The organism is Vibrio sp. V15_P4S5T153 (assembly GCF_963874485.1).
GTDB lineage: Bacteria > Pseudomonadota > Gammaproteobacteria > Enterobacterales > Vibrionaceae > Vibrio > Vibrio anguillarum.
Genome location: NZ_CAWNHR010000011.1, coordinates 1209138 through 1225776 on the forward strand (window position 1 = coordinate 1209138; position 16639 = coordinate 1225776).

The 16639-nt window shown below is 46.9% G+C and carries 15 protein-coding genes; 8 read left to right on the forward strand and 7 right to left on the reverse strand.

Annotation, left to right across the window (positions count from 1 at the left end; genetic code table 11):
* Window positions 1-48: 48 nt before the first annotated feature.
* Both AACT42_RS07320 and AACT42_RS07325 read right to left on the reverse strand, forming a co-directional pair.
* Complete coding sequence (locus tag AACT42_RS07320; RefSeq protein ID WP_094132822.1) at window positions 49-432, reverse strand: DMT family protein; 384 nt, start codon at window positions 430-432, stop codon at window positions 49-51.
* 301 nt (window positions 433-733) lie between these two features.
* Window positions 734-1336, reverse strand: coding sequence for a TetR/AcrR family transcriptional regulator (locus AACT42_RS07325; protein WP_047687917.1), 603 nt, complete (start codon window positions 1334-1336; stop codon window positions 734-736).
* A 109-nt stretch (window positions 1337-1445) separates the two neighbouring features.
* Between AACT42_RS07325 and AACT42_RS07330 the strand changes: the two genes are divergently transcribed.
* Genes AACT42_RS07330 through AACT42_RS07340 form a run of 3 tightly spaced genes read left to right on the forward strand, consistent with a single transcriptional unit; the run spans window position 1446 to window position 5638 of the window.
* Window positions 1446-2894: an efflux transporter outer membrane subunit gene (locus AACT42_RS07330; protein WP_141192789.1), complete on the forward strand. Its 1449-nt coding sequence runs from the start codon at window positions 1446-1448 to the stop codon at window positions 2892-2894.
* Between the two features lie 17 nt (window positions 2895-2911).
* Window positions 2912-4096, forward strand: coding sequence for an HlyD family secretion protein (locus tag AACT42_RS07335; protein WP_094125463.1), 1185 nt, complete (start codon window positions 2912-2914; stop codon window positions 4094-4096).
* A gap of 9 nt (window positions 4097-4105) precedes the next feature.
* Window positions 4106-5638: a DHA2 family efflux MFS transporter permease subunit gene (locus AACT42_RS07340; protein ID WP_094132818.1), complete on the forward strand. Its 1533-nt coding sequence runs from the start codon at window positions 4106-4108 to the stop codon at window positions 5636-5638.
* A gap of 322 nt (window positions 5639-5960) precedes the next feature.
* Here the strand turns inward: AACT42_RS07340 and AACT42_RS07345 are convergent, their stop codons facing one another.
* The 3 genes from AACT42_RS07345 to AACT42_RS07355 form a co-directional block, all read right to left on the reverse strand.
* Window positions 5961-6824, reverse strand: coding sequence for a DMT family transporter (locus tag AACT42_RS07345; RefSeq protein WP_088728988.1), 864 nt, complete (start codon window positions 6822-6824; stop codon window positions 5961-5963).
* Window positions 6825-6983: 159 nt separating this feature from the next.
* Entirely contained in the window at window positions 6984-7592 is a 609-nt protein-coding gene (locus AACT42_RS07350) for a bifunctional 4-hydroxy-2-oxoglutarate aldolase/2-dehydro-3-deoxy-phosphogluconate aldolase (protein ID WP_017047051.1), read from the reverse strand.
* Between the two features lie 26 nt (window positions 7593-7618).
* A complete protein-coding gene (locus AACT42_RS07355) occupies window positions 7619-8995 on the reverse strand; it encodes a GntP family permease (RefSeq protein ID WP_029388227.1) in 1377 nt (458 codons plus the stop codon).
* 160 nt (window positions 8996-9155) lie between these two features.
* Here AACT42_RS07355 and AACT42_RS07360 point away from each other — a divergent pair, with 160 nt between their 5' ends.
* Both AACT42_RS07360 and edd read left to right on the forward strand, forming a co-directional pair.
* On the forward strand, window positions 9156-9689 hold the full coding sequence (locus tag AACT42_RS07360) for a gluconokinase (protein WP_013856467.1): 534 nt from the start codon (window positions 9156-9158) through the stop codon (window positions 9687-9689).
* Entirely contained in the window at window positions 9686-11497 is a 1812-nt protein-coding gene (gene edd, locus AACT42_RS07365; protein WP_094132816.1) for a phosphogluconate dehydratase, read from the forward strand. Before AACT42_RS07360 ends, edd begins: the two co-directional genes overlap by 4 nt.
* A gap of 70 nt (window positions 11498-11567) precedes the next feature.
* On the opposite strand, the gene AACT42_RS07370 is transcribed toward edd, so the two are convergent.
* On the reverse strand, window positions 11568-12575 hold the full coding sequence (locus AACT42_RS07370) for a substrate-binding domain-containing protein (RefSeq protein WP_094132814.1): 1008 nt from the start codon (window positions 12573-12575) through the stop codon (window positions 11568-11570).
* 321 nt (window positions 12576-12896) lie between these two features.
* On the opposite strand from AACT42_RS07370, the gene AACT42_RS07375 reads away from it, so the two are divergent.
* Window positions 12897-13385 (forward strand): hypothetical protein, encoded by a 489-nt coding sequence (locus tag AACT42_RS07375; RefSeq protein WP_010319103.1) that lies wholly within the window; start codon window positions 12897-12899, stop codon window positions 13383-13385.
* A 69-nt stretch (window positions 13386-13454) separates the two neighbouring features.
* Here the strand turns inward: AACT42_RS07375 and AACT42_RS07380 are convergent, their stop codons facing one another.
* Window positions 13455-14021 (reverse strand): phosphoribosyl-AMP cyclohydrolase, encoded by a 567-nt coding sequence (locus AACT42_RS07380; RefSeq protein ID WP_094128911.1) that lies wholly within the window; start codon window positions 14019-14021, stop codon window positions 13455-13457.
* Between the two features lie 176 nt (window positions 14022-14197).
* Between AACT42_RS07380 and AACT42_RS07385 the strand changes: the two genes are divergently transcribed.
* Together AACT42_RS07385 and AACT42_RS07390 are read left to right on the forward strand one after the other, a co-directional pair.
* Window positions 14198-15793, forward strand: coding sequence for a sensor histidine kinase (locus AACT42_RS07385; RefSeq protein WP_094132813.1), 1596 nt, complete (start codon window positions 14198-14200; stop codon window positions 15791-15793).
* A complete protein-coding gene (locus tag AACT42_RS07390; RefSeq protein WP_013856461.1) occupies window positions 15790-16491 on the forward strand; it encodes a response regulator transcription factor in 702 nt (233 codons plus the stop codon). The genes AACT42_RS07385 and AACT42_RS07390 overlap by 4 nt, the downstream gene beginning before the upstream one ends.
* The last annotated feature ends 148 nt before the right edge of the window (window positions 16492-16639 follow it).

Below are 16639 nucleotides of genomic sequence, written 5' to 3' on the forward strand. Positions count from 1 at the left end.
GGCATTTGCCTCTTAAATATTGGTCGCCTGCCAAATACTCACCAGCAATCAGCCAATACTTTTCGCAAGTACTTCGAGGACTTGCGGTCTGAAAATAAAAAACACCGCGCCAAGCAAACAGAGCCCTGCCCACACAAAATCAAGCCTGAAAGGCTCTTTCATGTAGATCAATGCAAAAGGCACGAACACCGATAAGGTGATCACTTCTTGCAATATTTTCAATTGGCCAAGGTTTAATACCGTATAGCCAATCCGGTTAGCGGGTACTTGGAAGAGATATTCAAACAGGGCAGTTCCCCAACTGACTAACGCTGCAATAATCCACGGTTTGTGGCTGAGATCTTTTAAGTGAGCGTACCAAGCAAAGGTCATAAATACGTTGCTGATCAACAAAAGCCCAATAGTCATCACGACGGGAGGAAGGGTGAACATTAAGACAAACTCCAAAATAATCAAACACGAACTGGACTCACAAACGAGCGGAGTCTGCGCTCAACGTTTCCCTTCGTCAATATTATTGATGAGCGCTAAGCTGCCCAGAATACGAACCAATTCGGCCAACATAACCGCTGGCTTGGTTTTGCTACTTTATGCTTTAGAGGTGCTGTTCCTCCCCCCTTTTAGGGGGAGGTTAGGGTGGGGTGTTTTTTCAATAACTTCAATGAGTTTTATGGAGACGGCAAACCCCTCTGCTAGCCTCCCACTAAAAGATGGAGGAACTCGATGATCCTAATCAGCAATTAGCGTAAATCAGCGCGAAAGTGTCAACAGCCCTTGTAACAACCGCTTCAATTTCATTTTTGCTTGGTGCTGCAATAACGCCAAGTTCATACGGCTCTAACAACTCAGCTTCAAGCAACACTTTCAGCTGTCTTGCCGCTATCCACTCATCACATTCACGCAATTTCCCTTGTTCGATGTAAGAGCGCAGAAAGTGACTCACTTCTAGCCATCCTTTACGTGGGCCATTGTGATAAAAATAACGGCCAACATCTGAATGTTCTGCTTCTGAAAGGGCCATTTTGCGAATTGCTGTGAGATCAGCCGACAAAATTGACTTGAGATAGTGGTAACCAAATGTGGTCAATGTCTCTTTGAGTGGTTTATTTGTCGATAGTGTTTGGAACGCGGTCGCTCGCAGCTCGGCAGCGGTAGATTCCATTACGGCAAGGAAAATTTCCTCTTTAGAGCTGAAATAGTTATACAGCGTCGCTTTTGAACCACCGACGGTTTTCGCTATACCAGACATAGAGGTTCGGGTAAATCCTTGCTTTATAAATTCTTCTCTTGCCACATCGATAATAGCCTGTCGACGTTCTTCACTTTTAACTCGCATAACTACCACTACTTTCTAATTTGTAGCTTTTGATTTTCCCTTGACAGCGAAACCTTGTCAAGTATATAACTGTACAGTACAGTTTAGTTATAAGGAAACTACATTGAAAATTCATCGCCGTGCTCACTTCACCCTTAGAGGGCGACCTATTCATCTGCGAGTGTTCTCGATACTTAATATCGTCTTACTCTCAGCCTGTTCTGCTCCCTCTTATCTTGCTGATCCTTCTCAAGATTTAGCAATACACTTTCAATATGCACAGGCGCTAAATGAGCTAAAGGCGATTGACTGGCCAAACGATCACTGGTGGCAACGCTATGACGACGCACAACTCAATGCATTAGTAAATGAAGCCTTGCGCAGTTCACCTGATATGCAAGTAGCGCAAGCACGCTTGAAATATGCGCAAGGTATGGCGCAGCAAGCGGGCGCGTTGAATAAACCCAATGTGGGTATGGCCGCTTCTGCGTCTGAAACCAAAGTCAGCTACGCCTACCAAGCGTATATGCCCCCAGAAAATTGGAATGATTATGGATCTGTCGGCTTAGATTTTTCTTACGATTTTGATTTTTGGGGCAAAAATAAGGCGCTCATTGAATCCGCTCAGTTCGATTATGCGGCCGCTCAAGCGCAACAAAGATCTGCAGCGCTGATTCTCTCCACTTCCGTGGTTAATCACTACATTGAGCTTGCGCGTTTATACGCCAATCAAGACACTGCAACTGCGGCGCTAGACATCAAACATCACACGTTAGATCTACTGACAAAACGTTATAACAATGGCCTTGAGACACAAGTGGCCGTCAGCCAAGCACGTTCAACCGCCGCTTTAGTCGAAGCCGATCTCCTGAGTATTCAAGAAGCAATTGCGCTACAAAAAAACGCGATTGCGGCGTTACTTGGCAATGGGCCGGACCGTGGATTGTCACTATCAAGACCTGCTTTGGTGTTCTCAACCGCGATCGGTATTCCCGATGACTTAGCGCTAGGGTTACTCGGTCATCGCGCCGATATTTCCATCGCACGTTGGCATGCTCAGGCGGCGGCGAATCGCATCGACTATGCCAAAGCACAGTTTTATCCCGACATTAAATTGTCTGCGTTTATCGGCTACCAATCATTTGGGTTAAACAGCTTATTCAACAGTGGCAATGATGCCGGCAATGTTGGTGCCGCGATTTATCTTCCTCTGTTTTCGGGTGGACGCCTTGAAGGCCAATTGACCGTTGCAGAATCACACTATGAAGAAGCCGTCGCCTTGTACAACGCCACACTGATCCAAGCACTGCAAGAAGTCGCCAACGCCATCACCAGCAACCAAAAACTCAGTGCACGTATCGCTAAAATGCAAGAAGCGGTTGATGCCGCCAGCGTGGCTTACCAAACCTCTCGCCATCGCTACAGTGGCGGCTTATCAACTTACCTTGATGTCCTGACAGCCGAAAATGCATTGATCAACAGCCAACAAGCCTTGGTCAATTTGGAATCACGCTCTTTTAGTTTAGATGTCGCACTTATCCATGCTTTGGGTGGTGGTTACCACTCTACCCCACTTTAATTTCCATAGGTCTATTCATGAACACGACACACGCACCATCTGATCACGCGCATCAAGCGCGCCGTAATCGAATTACAGGTTTTGCCGCCTTAGCCATTGTTATCCTTATCGCAGCCCTTGGTTGCACTGCTTATTGGTATTTCATTGCCTCACGCTATGTCACTACCGACAATGCTTATGCCTCAGTAGAAATTGCAGAAGTAACACCAGCCGTCAGTGGCATTGTGACCCGAGTTGACGTAGTGGACACCCAATGGGTAAATGCAGGGGATGTGCTAGTAACGCTTGACGACACCGACGCACGTTTAGCACTGATACAAGCAGAGGCAGATCTGGCTTTGGCAAAACGCCGAGTCGAAAGTTACATTGCCAACGATGAAGGTTTGAATGCCCTAGTGCGAGCGCGCATGGCCGATGAAAACCGGACTAAAGCCCAATTAGCCGTAGCACAAGCTAATTTTGAACGTGCTAAATTGGACTTATCTCGCCGTCAAGACCTAGTAAAATCAGGCTCAGTGTCTGGTGAAGAACTCTCGAACGCCCAAACGTCTTTTACTCAAGCCCAAGCCAATTTAAATGCAGCGAAGGCCGCGGCGAATCAATCGGTAGCGACTCGGCTTTCGACCATTGGTAACCAAAAAGCCAACGCGGCGTTGATCCAAGGCACATCGGTGGAAACCAACCCCGAAGTTCTACTCGCTAACGCGCGTTATCAGCAAGCACAAGTCGATTTAGCCCGTACCGTCATCCATGCGCCCATTGCTGGTGTTGTGGCAAAGCGTCAAGTTCAAGTGGGTAGAAAAGTGCCCGTTGGCGCTCCACTGCTCACCATTGTTCCTATCGACCAGATCCATGTTGATGCCAATTTCAAAGAAGGTGAACTGCGTGATTTGCAGATTGGCCAAACCGTCACTGTGACATCAGATCTGCATGGTGATGATGTGCGCTATCACGGTTTAGTTACGGGAATTTCTGGTGGTACGGGCTCTGCATTTTCGATGATCCCAGCTCAAAATGCCACTGGCAACTGGATAAAAGTCGTGCAACGCCTCCCCGTTCGTATCGAGTTAGATCCTCGCGATCTGCATGACCACCCACTGCAAGTTGGCCTCTCAATGACAGTGACTATCGATACTTTGTCACAAGAAGACGTGAGTTACCTCACTCGTGCTCGCTACGATATTCGCGGCGATCAAGGTTAAGGTGTCAAGATGACTCAAGCATCCGAAGGCATCAAGCCACTGACTGGTAGTGCCCTCTTTTTTGGAACCTTGTGCCTTGCGATGGCTAATTTTTTAGCCATCTTAGACACCACTATTGCGAACGTTTCGGTTTCAAGTATTGCGGGTAGCCTTGGCACTTCCACCAGCCAAGGAACGTATGTCATTACCTCTTATGCGGTAGCAGAAGCGATTTCAGTGCCTTTAACGGGTTGGTTAGCCTCTCGTTTTGGCGCAATCAGAGTGTTTGTTACCTGCTTTATCTTGTTTGGCATTTTTTCACTGCTGTGCGGATTTGCCACCAACATGTCGACCTTAGTGATGTTTCGGGTCTTTCTCGGTTTAGCTGGCGGGCCATTGATGCCTCTGTCGCAAACACTGATGATGCGTATCTTCCCGAAAAACAAAGGTCATGTGGCCATTGGTATTTGGAGTATGACAACCTTAGTGGCTCCGATCATGGGCCCAATATTGGGAGGAGTGTTGTGTGACCAACTTAGTTGGCCTTACATCTTTTTTTGCAAAGTGCCATTTGCCATTATTGCTGGGATCGTTTGCTGGCGCATTTTGCGTAAATTTGAAACTAAAACCAGTAAAACACCCGTTGATGTTATTGGCATAATCCTCTTGGTTATTTGGGTCGGTGCGCTGCAAATTATGCTCGATGAAGGTAAGGACCATGATTGGTTTGAATCAACACGCATCGCGGCTTTAGCGGTTGTGGCGGCAATTGGCTTCGTCTCTTTCCTCATTTGGGAGTTGACCGAACGTAACCCAATTGTCGCGCTGAAGGTGTTCCGCCATCGAGGCTACAGCACCAGTATGGTCACACTTTCATTAGCCTTTGGCGCGTTCTTTTCCATCTCTGTTATCACGCCTTTGTGGTTACAAATTTACATGGGTTACACAGCCACAATATCGGGCTACGCAACAGCCGTGATGGGGATATTAGCGGTCTTTCTTGCGCCATTGATCGCCAACTTATCGAGCAAATATGATCCTCGTCCGTTTGTCTTTTGTGGTGTGTTGTGGTTGGGTTTATGGACTTTCATCCGAAGTTACGCCAACTTAGATATGACGTTTAGCCAAGTCAGTTGGCCCATTTTCTTCCAAGGGATTGGTATGCCGTTGTTCTTTGTACCGCTCACGGCCATTGCCTTAGGGAGTGTCAAAGAGAGTGAGATGGAATCGGCGGCAGGCTTAATGAACTTCATTCGGACATTGTCCGGTGCATTTGCCACTTCGATGATCAATACCGCGTGGGAACGAAATACCCGCTATGTCCACTCTGAATTGTCGGGGCTCACCGACCAACATGGTGTGGCGACCCAAACCATGCAATCTAGTGGAATGAGCTTAGATCAAGTGCGTAATGCGATTGATTGGATCGTACAAAAGCAAAGTGTAATGGTGGCAACTAACCAGCTCTTTATGACGATTGCGACCATTTTTATACTCGCGGCTTGCTTTATTTGGCTGGCTCCCAAACCCAAATACGCGGTTGACACTTCTTCGGTACACTAATTGGTACCTCAGCCCGATAAGTACACTGCTTCTTATCGGGCTTTTTTACGTCATAAAAGATTTTCTCTTTCTCTGTATATAAAGCAAAAATACTCATCTGCTTTAAGCGATAATCTAAAATACGTTCACTTCATTGAAAACAAAGCGCAAACCTTTATCAACAACCCTGTTGGTAAGCTGCCAAAAAGCATATTTGTCAACCTTTAGACGATGCACAATAGCACCACATTGTGATAAAGAGGCATTCAATGACTACAGCCCAACCCACACCTTGGCTCTAGAAACTATGCAGCAAAACCGTTTTGAAAGATTTGCGATGATTTCAGCGATGACGAAAATGGCCCATTCGATAGAAAAGAAGCGAACAGAGCAGCAAGCCGCAGCCGAAAATCTTATTCGCTGGCATCGATTCATCATAAATCAGCACGCTCAGAACCAGTGTCCAGATTGGCTCAAGCAGCATTAATATCGCCGCATTGGTGGGGTTGGCGTGCTTTTGACCTATGGTTTGCATCAAATACCGCAAACTGGTGGCGAGTAATACGCTCAGAGCAAGCCACTTCCATGTCATCAAACTTATGTGATCTGGCCATGACTCAAACAGTAAAGAGAGTAATACCCCAAGACAGCCGCCAACAAACAGTTGTAATGTGGTGAGCAACATCGGCGGCAGATTAGCCGAAAAACGACTGTTAAAGTTAAAATGCAATGCCAGGCTAAAGGCCGCAGCCATAAACCACAGCTGGCTAGTCGCGACGACCCACTCCCCATTCCACGACAGTAAAAAAAGCCCAATCAGTGCAATGGGTAGCGACAACCAAAATGCGCGCGCCGGTTTAGTGCCAAACAGCGGCCATGCTAATAACGGAACAAACAGCATAGAGAGGCTCATGATGAATGCGCCCTCGCCTAGCGTGTCGCTAATGGAAATCGCGTGGATCCAGCAAAAAATCGAGCCACCTAGCAACACGCCCACACCCATCGATTTTAAACAATCGTGCAGTGAGGCTTGGCGCAGCGCTTTAAGACAAAATGGCAGTAGGCACAGCGACGCTAAAAGAAAACGCACGCCAATAAAGCCAAAAGGCGGGAGGCCTTGAATGGCTTGTTTGGAAAACACCCAGCCCGCAGCAGCCAATAAGGTCGTGATAACTAAAATTAATTCTGCGCGTCGGTTTGCGTACATAGCTTGGCTTATCGTGAAATGAGTAGGAGAACGATTGTAACGAGATTTTTGATCGCGCGTTACTCTCGATTACTTTTATCGTTAATGGTCGGAGGTGCGCACGGAATAAAAAGACGGCCTACCGAAGCAAGCCGTTGTTCTTAAAGAAAATAGAAAGGGTTATAGCGCTTTCACCAATTCCGCAATTCCCTGCCAATCACCTTTATCCATTAGATCTGTCGGTACCATCCACGTACCGCCACACGCCACTACGGATTTAATCGACAAATAGTCTTGAACGTTACTTGGGCTAACGCCACCTGTTGGCATGAAATTGACCGGATAAACGGCCGTCAATGCTTTGAGCATGGCCACGCCACCTGAAGGCTCGGCTGGGAAGAATTTCAATGTGCGCAAACCCATTTCCATCGCTTGCTCAACCAAACTTGGGTTGTTGACGCCCGGAACAATTGCCACATGACGCTGTTGGCAATATCTCACCGTGGTTGGGTTAAAACCGGGGCTGACTACAAAGTCCACGCCCGCTTCAATGGCTTGGTCTACTTGCGCCGTGGTCAGTACTGTCCCTGCGCCAATCAGCATCTCTGGGTAGGCGGCACGCATCAAACGAATCGATTCTGCAGCCGCTTCTGTTCTAAAGGTCACTTCCGCGCATGGCAACCCATTTTCAACCAATACTTTGGCCAAAGGGACCGCTTGGCTAGCATCATTAATCGCAATCACAGGGACGATTTTGATTTCTTTCAATCGTTGTTCAAGAGTTTTCATTTCATAACCTTATAGTAAAACGCTTTTTATAATAAGAAGCTTAGGACAGCGACAATCACAAACGCGATGCTACCAAGCAGTGTTTCCATCACAGTCCAAGTTTTGAGTGTGGTTTTCTCATCCATTTCCATCAAGCGAGAAACCAGCCAGAAGCCTGAGTCATTAAAGTGAGATAGTACCGTTGCACCACCAGCAATCGCAATCACGATAAAACATAAATCCAACTCACTCAAACCCGTGGTTTGTGCCACAATTGGCGCAATCAAAGCGGCGGTGGTGGTTAGTGCCACGGTGGCAGAGCCTTGCGCCACACGTAAGCAAGTTGCGATAACAAACGCCGCGACTATGATAGGCATGCCTGTATCGGATAACACGTCAGCCAATGCTTGGCCAATGCCACTGGCGCGCAACACACCACCAAACATGCCGCCCGCACCTGTCACAAGAATTACCGCACAGATAGGCGCTAACGAGTCACTGCACAGTTTTTCCAGCTTGCTCATTCCAAAATCTTTGGCAAACACCAGTAAACAAGTTAGCAGAGTCAGCAACAGTGCCACCGGGGTTTTACCCAACATGCGTAAGAATTCAACCAATGGCGCTTTGCCGTCAATCACGCCTGCTACCGCAAGGGTATTAAGACCTGTATCCATAAAAATGAGCAGCACTGGCATCACTAAAATCGCTAATACCGTGGCAAATTTTGGCAATTTATTTTCATCAATAATTTGCTCGGTATTAAAAAACGCTTTCGAGAGTGGAATATCAAATTTCTTACCCGCATACAGGCCAAAGAGGTAAGCGCCAAAATACCAAGTAGGAATCGCGACCAAGATACCAACAATCAACAACAGACCAAGATCAGCACCTAAAAGATCTGAAGCCGCAACTGGCCCAGGATGAGGCGGCACAAAGGCATGCATCACGGCAAAAGCACCGGCTGAAGGTAGCGCGTATTTCAGTGGTGAGCCACCAAAGCGCTTCGCTACACTAAAGATGATCGGCATCATCACGATCAATCCCGCATCAAAGAAGATGGGAAAACCAAACAGTAATGAAGCAATACCCAGTGCAAACGGCGCTTTTTCTTCACCAAAGCGGCCTATCAAGGTATCGGCCAGCACTTTAGCACCGCCCGTCACTTCTAAAATTTTACCAATCATCGCACCTAAGCCGACCAGCAAAGCAACGGACGCTAGGGTTCCACCAAAACCAGACATCATGGTTGGGACCACTTTTTCCGCCGCAACGCCGGTGGCAATTGCAGTGCCGAGGCTGACTAAGGTTAATGAAGCGAAGGCGTGTATCTTCAACTTCATGATTAAAATCAGTAGTGCTGCAATCGCACATCCCGCGATTGCTAATAGGTAAGCAGGGTTACTGCTTTGAGTCATCAATTCCATGTTCTTCACCTTATATCACGTATTGTTTTGTTTGTGTTTCAGTTCACAAATCTCTAAGTTACGGGTAACATGTTACCGATAACATGGATAAGATAAAGTCATATTTCCAAGTGAATTTAAAAAATGAGATCCAGCTCAGAATACCACTCAAGGAGTCCGTATGACTGGTAGTAGCATTATTGTAATGGGCGTATGCGCCTGCGGAAAAAGCACTGTAGGCGCGAAACTGGCCCAGAAATTAGGGGCGAAATTCATCGACGGTGACGACCTTCATCCAAAAGCCAATATTCTCAAAATGGCAGGCGGAGAGCCGCTAAATGATGACGATCGCAAACCTTGGTTAGAGCGCATCCGTGACGCGGCTTTTAGCTTAGAGAGTAAAAATGAGCACGGCGTGATTGTTTGCTCTGCGTTGAAAAAAACCTACCGCGATCAAATCCGTGACGGTAACCAAAATGTGACCTTTCTCTTTCTCGATGGCAGTTTTGATTTAATCATGAAGCGCATGCAAGCGCGTAAAGGCCACTTTATGAAAGCGAACATGGTGGAAAGCCAGTTCAATACGCTAGAGCGCCCCGACAACGAAGTGAAAGTCGCTATCGTTGATATCGATACGGATATTGATGAGGTTGTAGAGCGCGCCCTAGTGGCATTGCGCGAGCTCACTTTAGATGGTCAAAAGGTGTCAGCATGAGTACAACCTTAAACCCAACCATCACAGCCGTCACCGAACGAATTATTCAGCGCAGCCGTACTTTGCGTGATGAGTTTCTTAACCGCGCCAAGGCACAACAGCACAGTGGCAAGGGTAAAGCGTCACTCTCTTGTGGTAATTTGGCTCATGCCGTCGCCGCCTCTTGCTCTCAAGAAAAAGCGCACATTCTCGATTTAACGCGTTCTAACTTAGCCATTATCACAGCATACAACGATATGCTTAGCGCGCACCAAGTGTATAAAGATTACCCTGAGCAAATCAAAAAAGTGCTCGCCCCATTTGGCCACACGGCACAAGTTGCTGGCGGCGTTCCTGCGATGTGTGATGGCGTAACGCAAGGCCAAGCAGGCATGGATATGTCGTTGTTCTCACGCGATTTGATTGCACAAGCCACGGCATTTTCACTCAGCCACAATATGTTTGATGGCACATTACTGCTCGGTATTTGCGATAAAATTGCGCCCGGACAACTGATGGGCGCGCTGGCGTTTGCGCACCTACCAACGGCTTTTATTCCCGCAGGGCCAATGTCCACGGGCATTACTAATGATGAGAAGGTCGATGTTCGCCAAAAACACGCGGCAGGTTTGGTTGATGATAGCGCGCTGCTGAATATGGAGTGCGCTTCGTATCACTCCCCGGGCACTTGCACTTTCTACGGCACCGCCAATACCAACCAATTAGTGTTTGAGGCGATGGGTTTAATGCTGGCAGGGTCAGCGTTTGTCGCTCCCTTTTCCCCACTGCGCCATGCATTGACGCAACATGCCGCAATCCGCCTTGCCGCCATGAGCGATGGCACGGCGCATTTCCGTCCACTTTATGAGGTGGTGACCGAAAAAAGTGTGGTCAACGGCTTGGTGGCTCTGCTCGCCTCTGGTGGCAGTTCAAACCATACCATTCATTTACTGGCTGTTGCTCGCGCGGCGGGTATTGTGCTGACTTGGCAAGATATCAGTGATCTGTCTGACGTCGTTCCTCTTGTGGTGAATGTTTACCCCAATGGTTCGGCGGATATCAATGAATTTGAGCTCGCAGGCGGCGTACCCATGTTGATGACGCGTCTGCATCAAGCGCAGTTACTTCACAGCGACGTAAAACCCGTGTTTGGTGAATTTGCAGATCAGCTAAAATCACCGCAATTAGTGGGCCATACATTAGAATGGCAAGCCTGTACTCAAACTAAAAACCCCTCAGTAATCGCCCTGCCTGATAAGGTATTTCAGCGCTCTGGTGGTATTAAAGTGTTATCGGGTAACCTTGGGCAAGCGGTGATCAAAGTCTCTGCCGTGGCTGAGCAACATCGCATTGTTGAAGCGCCCGCCAAAGTGTTCGCTTGCCAACATCAGGTTGAGCAGGCGTATCAACGCGGCGAGCTCAATCAAGATTGCGTGGTTGTAGTCCGCTTCAATGGGCCAGCAGCCAATGGCATGCCTGAGCTGCATAAGTTAATGCCGATTTTGGGCAACTTACAAAAAGCAGGCTATCAGGTTGCGTTAGTAACCGATGGTCGTTTGTCCGGCGCTTCTGGTAAAATTCCAGCGGCTATTCACGTCTCACCGGAAGCATTAAGAGGCGGCGCAATTGCGCTTATTGAAGAGGGAGATAGGATCCGCGTCGATGCGGTGACAGGCCGATTAGAGAACTTAACGCCAACCGAAGGCCGTGATATCGCCACTTGTGATACTGAGCTCACACAGCAAACTTGGGGGCGCGATCTGTTTAAAGTGTGCCGAGATAATGTCTCTGCCGCCAATCAAGGGGCTTCGTTCCTCTACCCTAATTGATACAACATGAGTTTGATGTAGCCATTGAAGTGACAAACCCAACCACTTCAATGGCTGAATAACAAGCTGACTACAGGCTCTCGCCATCGGTGACACTAAAGCCTAAGTCGAACACTTTCTGCTCAATCACTTCACCAGCCAATGCGGACAATAATAGCTCAGCACTTTTCTTGCCAATCTCAAACCGAGGCGTTTCTACACTGGTTAGCTTTGGCGAAATCGCTTGACCTATATCGAGCGCGTTATACCCCACGATTGCAATATCTTGAGGAATCTTCAGCCCTCGATGTGCACACTTCATCATGGCACCAATTGCAATGTCATCATTAGTACAGAAGATGCCATTGATCTCTGGCCTCTCTTCTAAGGCTTGTTCGAGTAAATCACCGCCGAGAGTAAAACTTGAATGCTCTTGAGTTAGGATATGAACTGCGGTTAAGCCTGCATCTTGCATTGCACGATCATAGCCATTCATCCGCAACTGCGTTCGAGTATCAAGACGCGCACCGAGATAGGCAATATGCTGTTTGCCACTATCAATCATCTGCGTCACCACATGATACGAGGCCTGTTCGTGATCCAACCCCACCGCCATATTGATCGGCTTGTCTGGCAGCTCCATCGCTTCAACCACTGGCACACCCGCCGCTTTTAGCATTTGAATGGTACGTTCGGAGTGGTGTGTTTCGGTCAAAATGAGGCCATCGACTTGATACGACAGCAGCGAGGCAATTTTCTCCTCCTCTTCTTGCACGTTATAACCAAAGTGGGCAATAAGTGTATCGTAACCTCTTGCTTTGGTTACCGACTCAATCCCTTGAACTAAATTGGCAAACACTTGGTTTGACAAGGAAGGCAGAAGAATACCAATCGCCTTACTTGACGATTTCGACAACATCGCCGGGGCGCGATTTTGTATATAACCTAACTCTTCAATCACTGCGGCAATTTTTTCTTGGGTTGCCAATGCGACCGAGTTGGGGTCGCGTAGAAAACGGGAAACGGTCATTTTCGTCACCCCCACGCGGTCTGCGATATCTTGCAGGGTAGGCCTAGTTTTACGTTGCATACTGCTCATTTTTATTCTGTTTTCCAACTGAATGTTACCGTAACATTAAACCTCATGACGACTGTGCATTTCAATCTTTATATCACCTCGTTAAGCTCATACACACAGAGGCAATGGCGTAATTTGTGTGACCAACTCGCACAATTATCAACAAACTCATTAATAATCCCTAAAATGGACTTGCTTTCTTGCCTCCTCACCCCAAAAAGAGAGTAATGTGAGGCAGAAGCTCTCCTTTTCATGGATCTTTGATTCATCGCAAGGCGCTTTTCCCCCTGCCAGATTAATTAATAGCTTCTGATTTTGAAGCTGCATTCTAAGGAAATAATAATGTCTGATACACCCACTACCGTTGAATATACCGTTGAAACCCTAAAGCCTGTTGTTGAATCTTCCGGTTCTATTTGGGGTTATGTGGCGGGCGGTGTCGTGCTTGCAGTCGTTCTTGGTTACTTTGCTTTTAAAAAGCTCAACAAACCGGCCTTTGTCATTAAGCAAATGCGTAAACGTAACCGCAAAGAGATGAAAAAACATGGTGTGGAAAGTGCCGAAGCGATGGTCGATCTCGATCTTCTACTCGATGCAGTACAAGAGTACGCCACCCAACAAGCGATGAGTGGCACAACCATGGTGCAACTGTTAGCACCATTAAATGACGCCAATAAAATGAAATCCGCAGGAGATTTCTATCATTCAATGGCCTACATTGCCAAAAGCATCAATAACCCGACGCTGGCTAAAACATTACAGAACAAATCAAAACAGGTTCGTTCAAGCTCGCCACTGATGGCTGGCCTGCTCAAGCGTGCTGGCGTTTAACTGGCACAACAGAAAGGTCTGCGATGTGGGTGTATTACCATCACCCACATCTAAAAGCTTTCCCCTCAATTAAGGTTGAAAAGGCAGTGATGAATGGTGCAGAACAATTCGCAGTTGGCCCTGTTCATCTTTCTTAAATGCCCAGCTTTTATCCACCACGGTTTGCTTTCCTTTATTGTCGATGAGCTTAACGTGCCCCATGGTTAAGGCCACATCACCGTTGATGTAGACTGCTGCGTTATCAAAGCTATACTCCTTCCAACCTTTTAGTGCAAAGCCAGAATCTTGTGGGTATTGCTTATCACTGCCGACAAAATAAGATAGCGCTCCGTCTACTTCTGTGCGAAAGGTTTGCTCCCCACTGGCAAGCGTAGGTTTGAAAAGCACCGCACCTTGTTGATAGCCATACGCTTGGTCTAACACTTGCTGTGCCAATTTCTTCGCTTCAGCATGACCTTTTTGTTCATAAGTCTGGCTGATCTTGATTAACGCTTCTCCCCAAGCTTGCTGGGCATCAAGCACCTCTTGGTGGTTAATGTTGTTATTAACTAATACGTTAGAAGCTTGAGCGGATAGCGGTAACAACCCGCAGAGTAATAATGCTGAAATAGAAATTCTTTTATGTGTACGTTGCATGATGAAGACCTTATCTAATTATCTAGTTGATGGGAGTAATGTGGTTGATGGGAGTAATTTACGGCCTCTCGATGAACCTAAAGCATGCGCTTAGATTAACTTCAGATGAATATTCTTTACCCAATACCAACGGATCGCTTACTCTGCTCACCTATTGAATTTATGCGGCGATCATTATGTTTCGTTATCAATTATCTCTCGTACTGGCTCTGTTACTCACCCTAATCTTAGCCCAAGCTGGCACCGCTTTATGGTCAAATAACGTCGCTAATGAGCACATTCAGCGCGGGCAGATCTCCAATCAAATCTTGCAAAGCTTTATGCAGTTGAGCACGGAAAAACAGCAGTTGAAAATTTGGCTTGCCGAATATTTATTGACCAAAGATGGCAGCACGCTCAAACGAGACATGCGCTTTTCAAAGATTGAAGATTTGCTCAGCGAGCTCTATTTGCTAACCGAGCAAGCACAACAACACGGCATCACCAACCAAGACTTTGCCGAGATCACTCAGCAAATCAAAGTCATTTCTCTCTTTGAAACTAACTTTGGACGATTAAAAACAGCGCTTCGATCCTGGGAAATCGCAAAAATCACAGACAATAATGATCGCTGGCTTTTACTCAGTGACACCTTTGATAAGGTGGATAACACCGACCTACGCCAGCTGCTGAATCAAGCTATTTCTCTACAGAAACAACGTACTGCACGCTATGAAGCGGCCGCGATGAAATCATTATCTGATGTAGAAAATGTCATTGTAACCTTATCATTACTAGGGGTAGTCTTTGGCTTGCTGCTAGGAGGCTGGTTACTGCGCACCTTATCCAAACCGTTAGCGGAACTGCTAAAAAGCACTTCAGCTTTAGAACAAGGCCATCTTAACCATCGAGTATCGGTCAGCGGGCCAAGTGAGCTCAGAACCCTAGCGCAGCATTTTAATCACATGGCACAAAGCCTTGAAAATGCGCAGCAAAAGGAGATCGCTTCGCGTCAACTCATTGAGCGAGAAGTCACCGCACGCACCCAAGAACTCGCCAATGCACTCGAAACATTGGAGCAAGCTAAACGTCAGCAGAAAGAGTTTTTTGCGAACGTCAGCCATGAATTGCGTACTCCCGCAACGGCCATTTTAGGAGAAGCGCAAATTACCCTTCGCAGTCGTCAAAATAGTGATGAAGAGTATCGACAAACGCTACAGCGTATCAATGAATCGGCAACCCACCTTTCCTACCGGATCGACGATTTATTGCTGCTTATCCGTCAAGATGAAAAGCTGTTCCAACCGGCTCTTAGCCCTATCACCTTAGAGAACCTATGGCAGTCGGTGACGAGACAGGCCACCCTTTTAACTCACGCGCATCAAGTGCAACTTGAATGTCTTCACCCACAACAGGCAAACTGGCAAGCTCGGATCTTTCATACTGATTTAGATAAGCTACTGATGACCGTACGAATTATCGTCGATAATGCATTGCGCTATGATCCACATCACCAGCCTATTACGCTCACTCTGCTAGTTGAGCCCCAGCAATTTCATCTTCAATTGCAAGATCACGGTATTGGTATTGACCAAGAGGACCTCGTACAGATTTTCCAACGCTATTTTCGGTCCGAGAACGGCAAACGCTATCGCCCTGATGGCTTGGGGATTGGTTTAACGCTGGCTTATAACATTGTGCAACAGCAACGCGGAACCATCGCATTCCAAAGCCAACTGGCTCAAGGCACAACCGTTACACTTACCTTTGAACTGGAAGAGGAAGAATCATGAGAATTCTTTTAATTGAAGATGATGCCAGAATTGCCAACTTTATTGAGCGAGGGCTCAAAGCAGAAGGTCACCACATTCAGCGACTAAATGATGGGCAATACGCACTTGAAACACTCATAAGCGGCGAGCCCGATATTTTAATTTTAGATCGAATGCTTCCACACACCGATGGATTAACTCTTTGCCAGCAAATACGTGAAGCCGGTATTGATGTGCGAATTTTGATGCTTTCTGCACTGGGCGAAGTTGAAGAACGGGTTCGGGGCCTACGCATTGGTGCGGATGATTATCTGGCAAAACCTTTTCATTTTGAAGAGTTACTGGCTCGCCTAGATGCGCTGCAACGTCGACATTCTGACTCTGCGCCAATGCCCACTCTACACATTGCAGACTTAACGCTCTGCTTATCAACCATGGCCGTAACACGGGCAGGGCAAGCCATTGAGTTAACCGCCAAAGAACTCTCCATATTAGAGCTATTGATGCATAAACCCGGTCATATTTTTAGCCGAGAACGGATTCTTGCTAATGTTTGGGGTCTCCATCAAGATCCCCTAACCAACGTAGTCGATGTGTATATGCGTCGTCTACGCAAAAAAATTGATGACCCTTTCTCATCAGCACTGATTAAAACTAAACGCGGTATGGGCTATTTTCTCGATAAAAATAGTGGTGAGCAACGCACAGGAAATGGATAAATTTAACTCTTATCTAACAATTAGTTATCTGAGAAATTTAATATTCGTTCCGGTGCACAAATTTGCATACCTATAGTTAACATTTGTAGTTCATTACAGTATTACTGGTCATAAGTTCAGGGCAACCACAAAACGACATCGAGAGTTC

What these genes read in the sequence shown, in the direction of transcription:
- AACT42_RS07320 (WP_094132822.1), bottom strand. Translation starts at nt 432, where the DNA reads ATGTTCACCCTTCCTCCCGTCGTGATGACTATTGGGCTTTTGTTGATC.
- AACT42_RS07325 (WP_047687917.1), bottom strand. Translation starts at nt 1,336, where the DNA reads ATGCGAGTTAAAAGTGAAGAACGTCGACAGGCTATTATCGATGTGGCA.
- AACT42_RS07335 (WP_094125463.1), top strand. Translation starts at nt 2,912, where the DNA reads ATGAACACGACACACGCACCATCTGATCACGCGCATCAAGCGCGCCGT.
- AACT42_RS07340 (WP_094132818.1), top strand. Translation starts at nt 4,106, where the DNA reads ATGACTCAAGCATCCGAAGGCATCAAGCCACTGACTGGTAGTGCCCTC.
- AACT42_RS07345 (WP_088728988.1), bottom strand. Translation starts at nt 6,824, where the DNA reads ATGTACGCAAACCGACGCGCAGAATTAATTTTAGTTATCACGACCTTA.
- AACT42_RS07350 (WP_017047051.1), bottom strand. Translation starts at nt 7,592, where the DNA reads ATGAAAACTCTTGAACAACGATTGAAAGAAATCAAAATCGTCCCTGTG.
- AACT42_RS07355 (WP_029388227.1), bottom strand. Translation starts at nt 8,995, where the DNA reads ATGGAATTGATGACTCAAAGCAGTAACCCTGCTTACCTATTAGCAATC.
- AACT42_RS07360 (WP_013856467.1), top strand. Translation starts at nt 9,156, where the DNA reads ATGACTGGTAGTAGCATTATTGTAATGGGCGTATGCGCCTGCGGAAAA.
- edd (WP_094132816.1), top strand. Translation starts at nt 9,686, where the DNA reads ATGAGTACAACCTTAAACCCAACCATCACAGCCGTCACCGAACGAATT.
- AACT42_RS07370 (WP_094132814.1), bottom strand. Translation starts at nt 12,575, where the DNA reads ATGAGCAGTATGCAACGTAAAACTAGGCCTACCCTGCAAGATATCGCA.
- AACT42_RS07375 (WP_010319103.1), top strand. Translation starts at nt 12,897, where the DNA reads ATGTCTGATACACCCACTACCGTTGAATATACCGTTGAAACCCTAAAG.
- AACT42_RS07380 (WP_094128911.1), bottom strand. Translation starts at nt 14,021, where the DNA reads ATGCAACGTACACATAAAAGAATTTCTATTTCAGCATTATTACTCTGC.
- AACT42_RS07385 (WP_094132813.1), top strand. Translation starts at nt 14,198, where the DNA reads ATGTTTCGTTATCAATTATCTCTCGTACTGGCTCTGTTACTCACCCTA.
- AACT42_RS07390 (WP_013856461.1), top strand. Translation starts at nt 15,790, where the DNA reads ATGAGAATTCTTTTAATTGAAGATGATGCCAGAATTGCCAACTTTATT.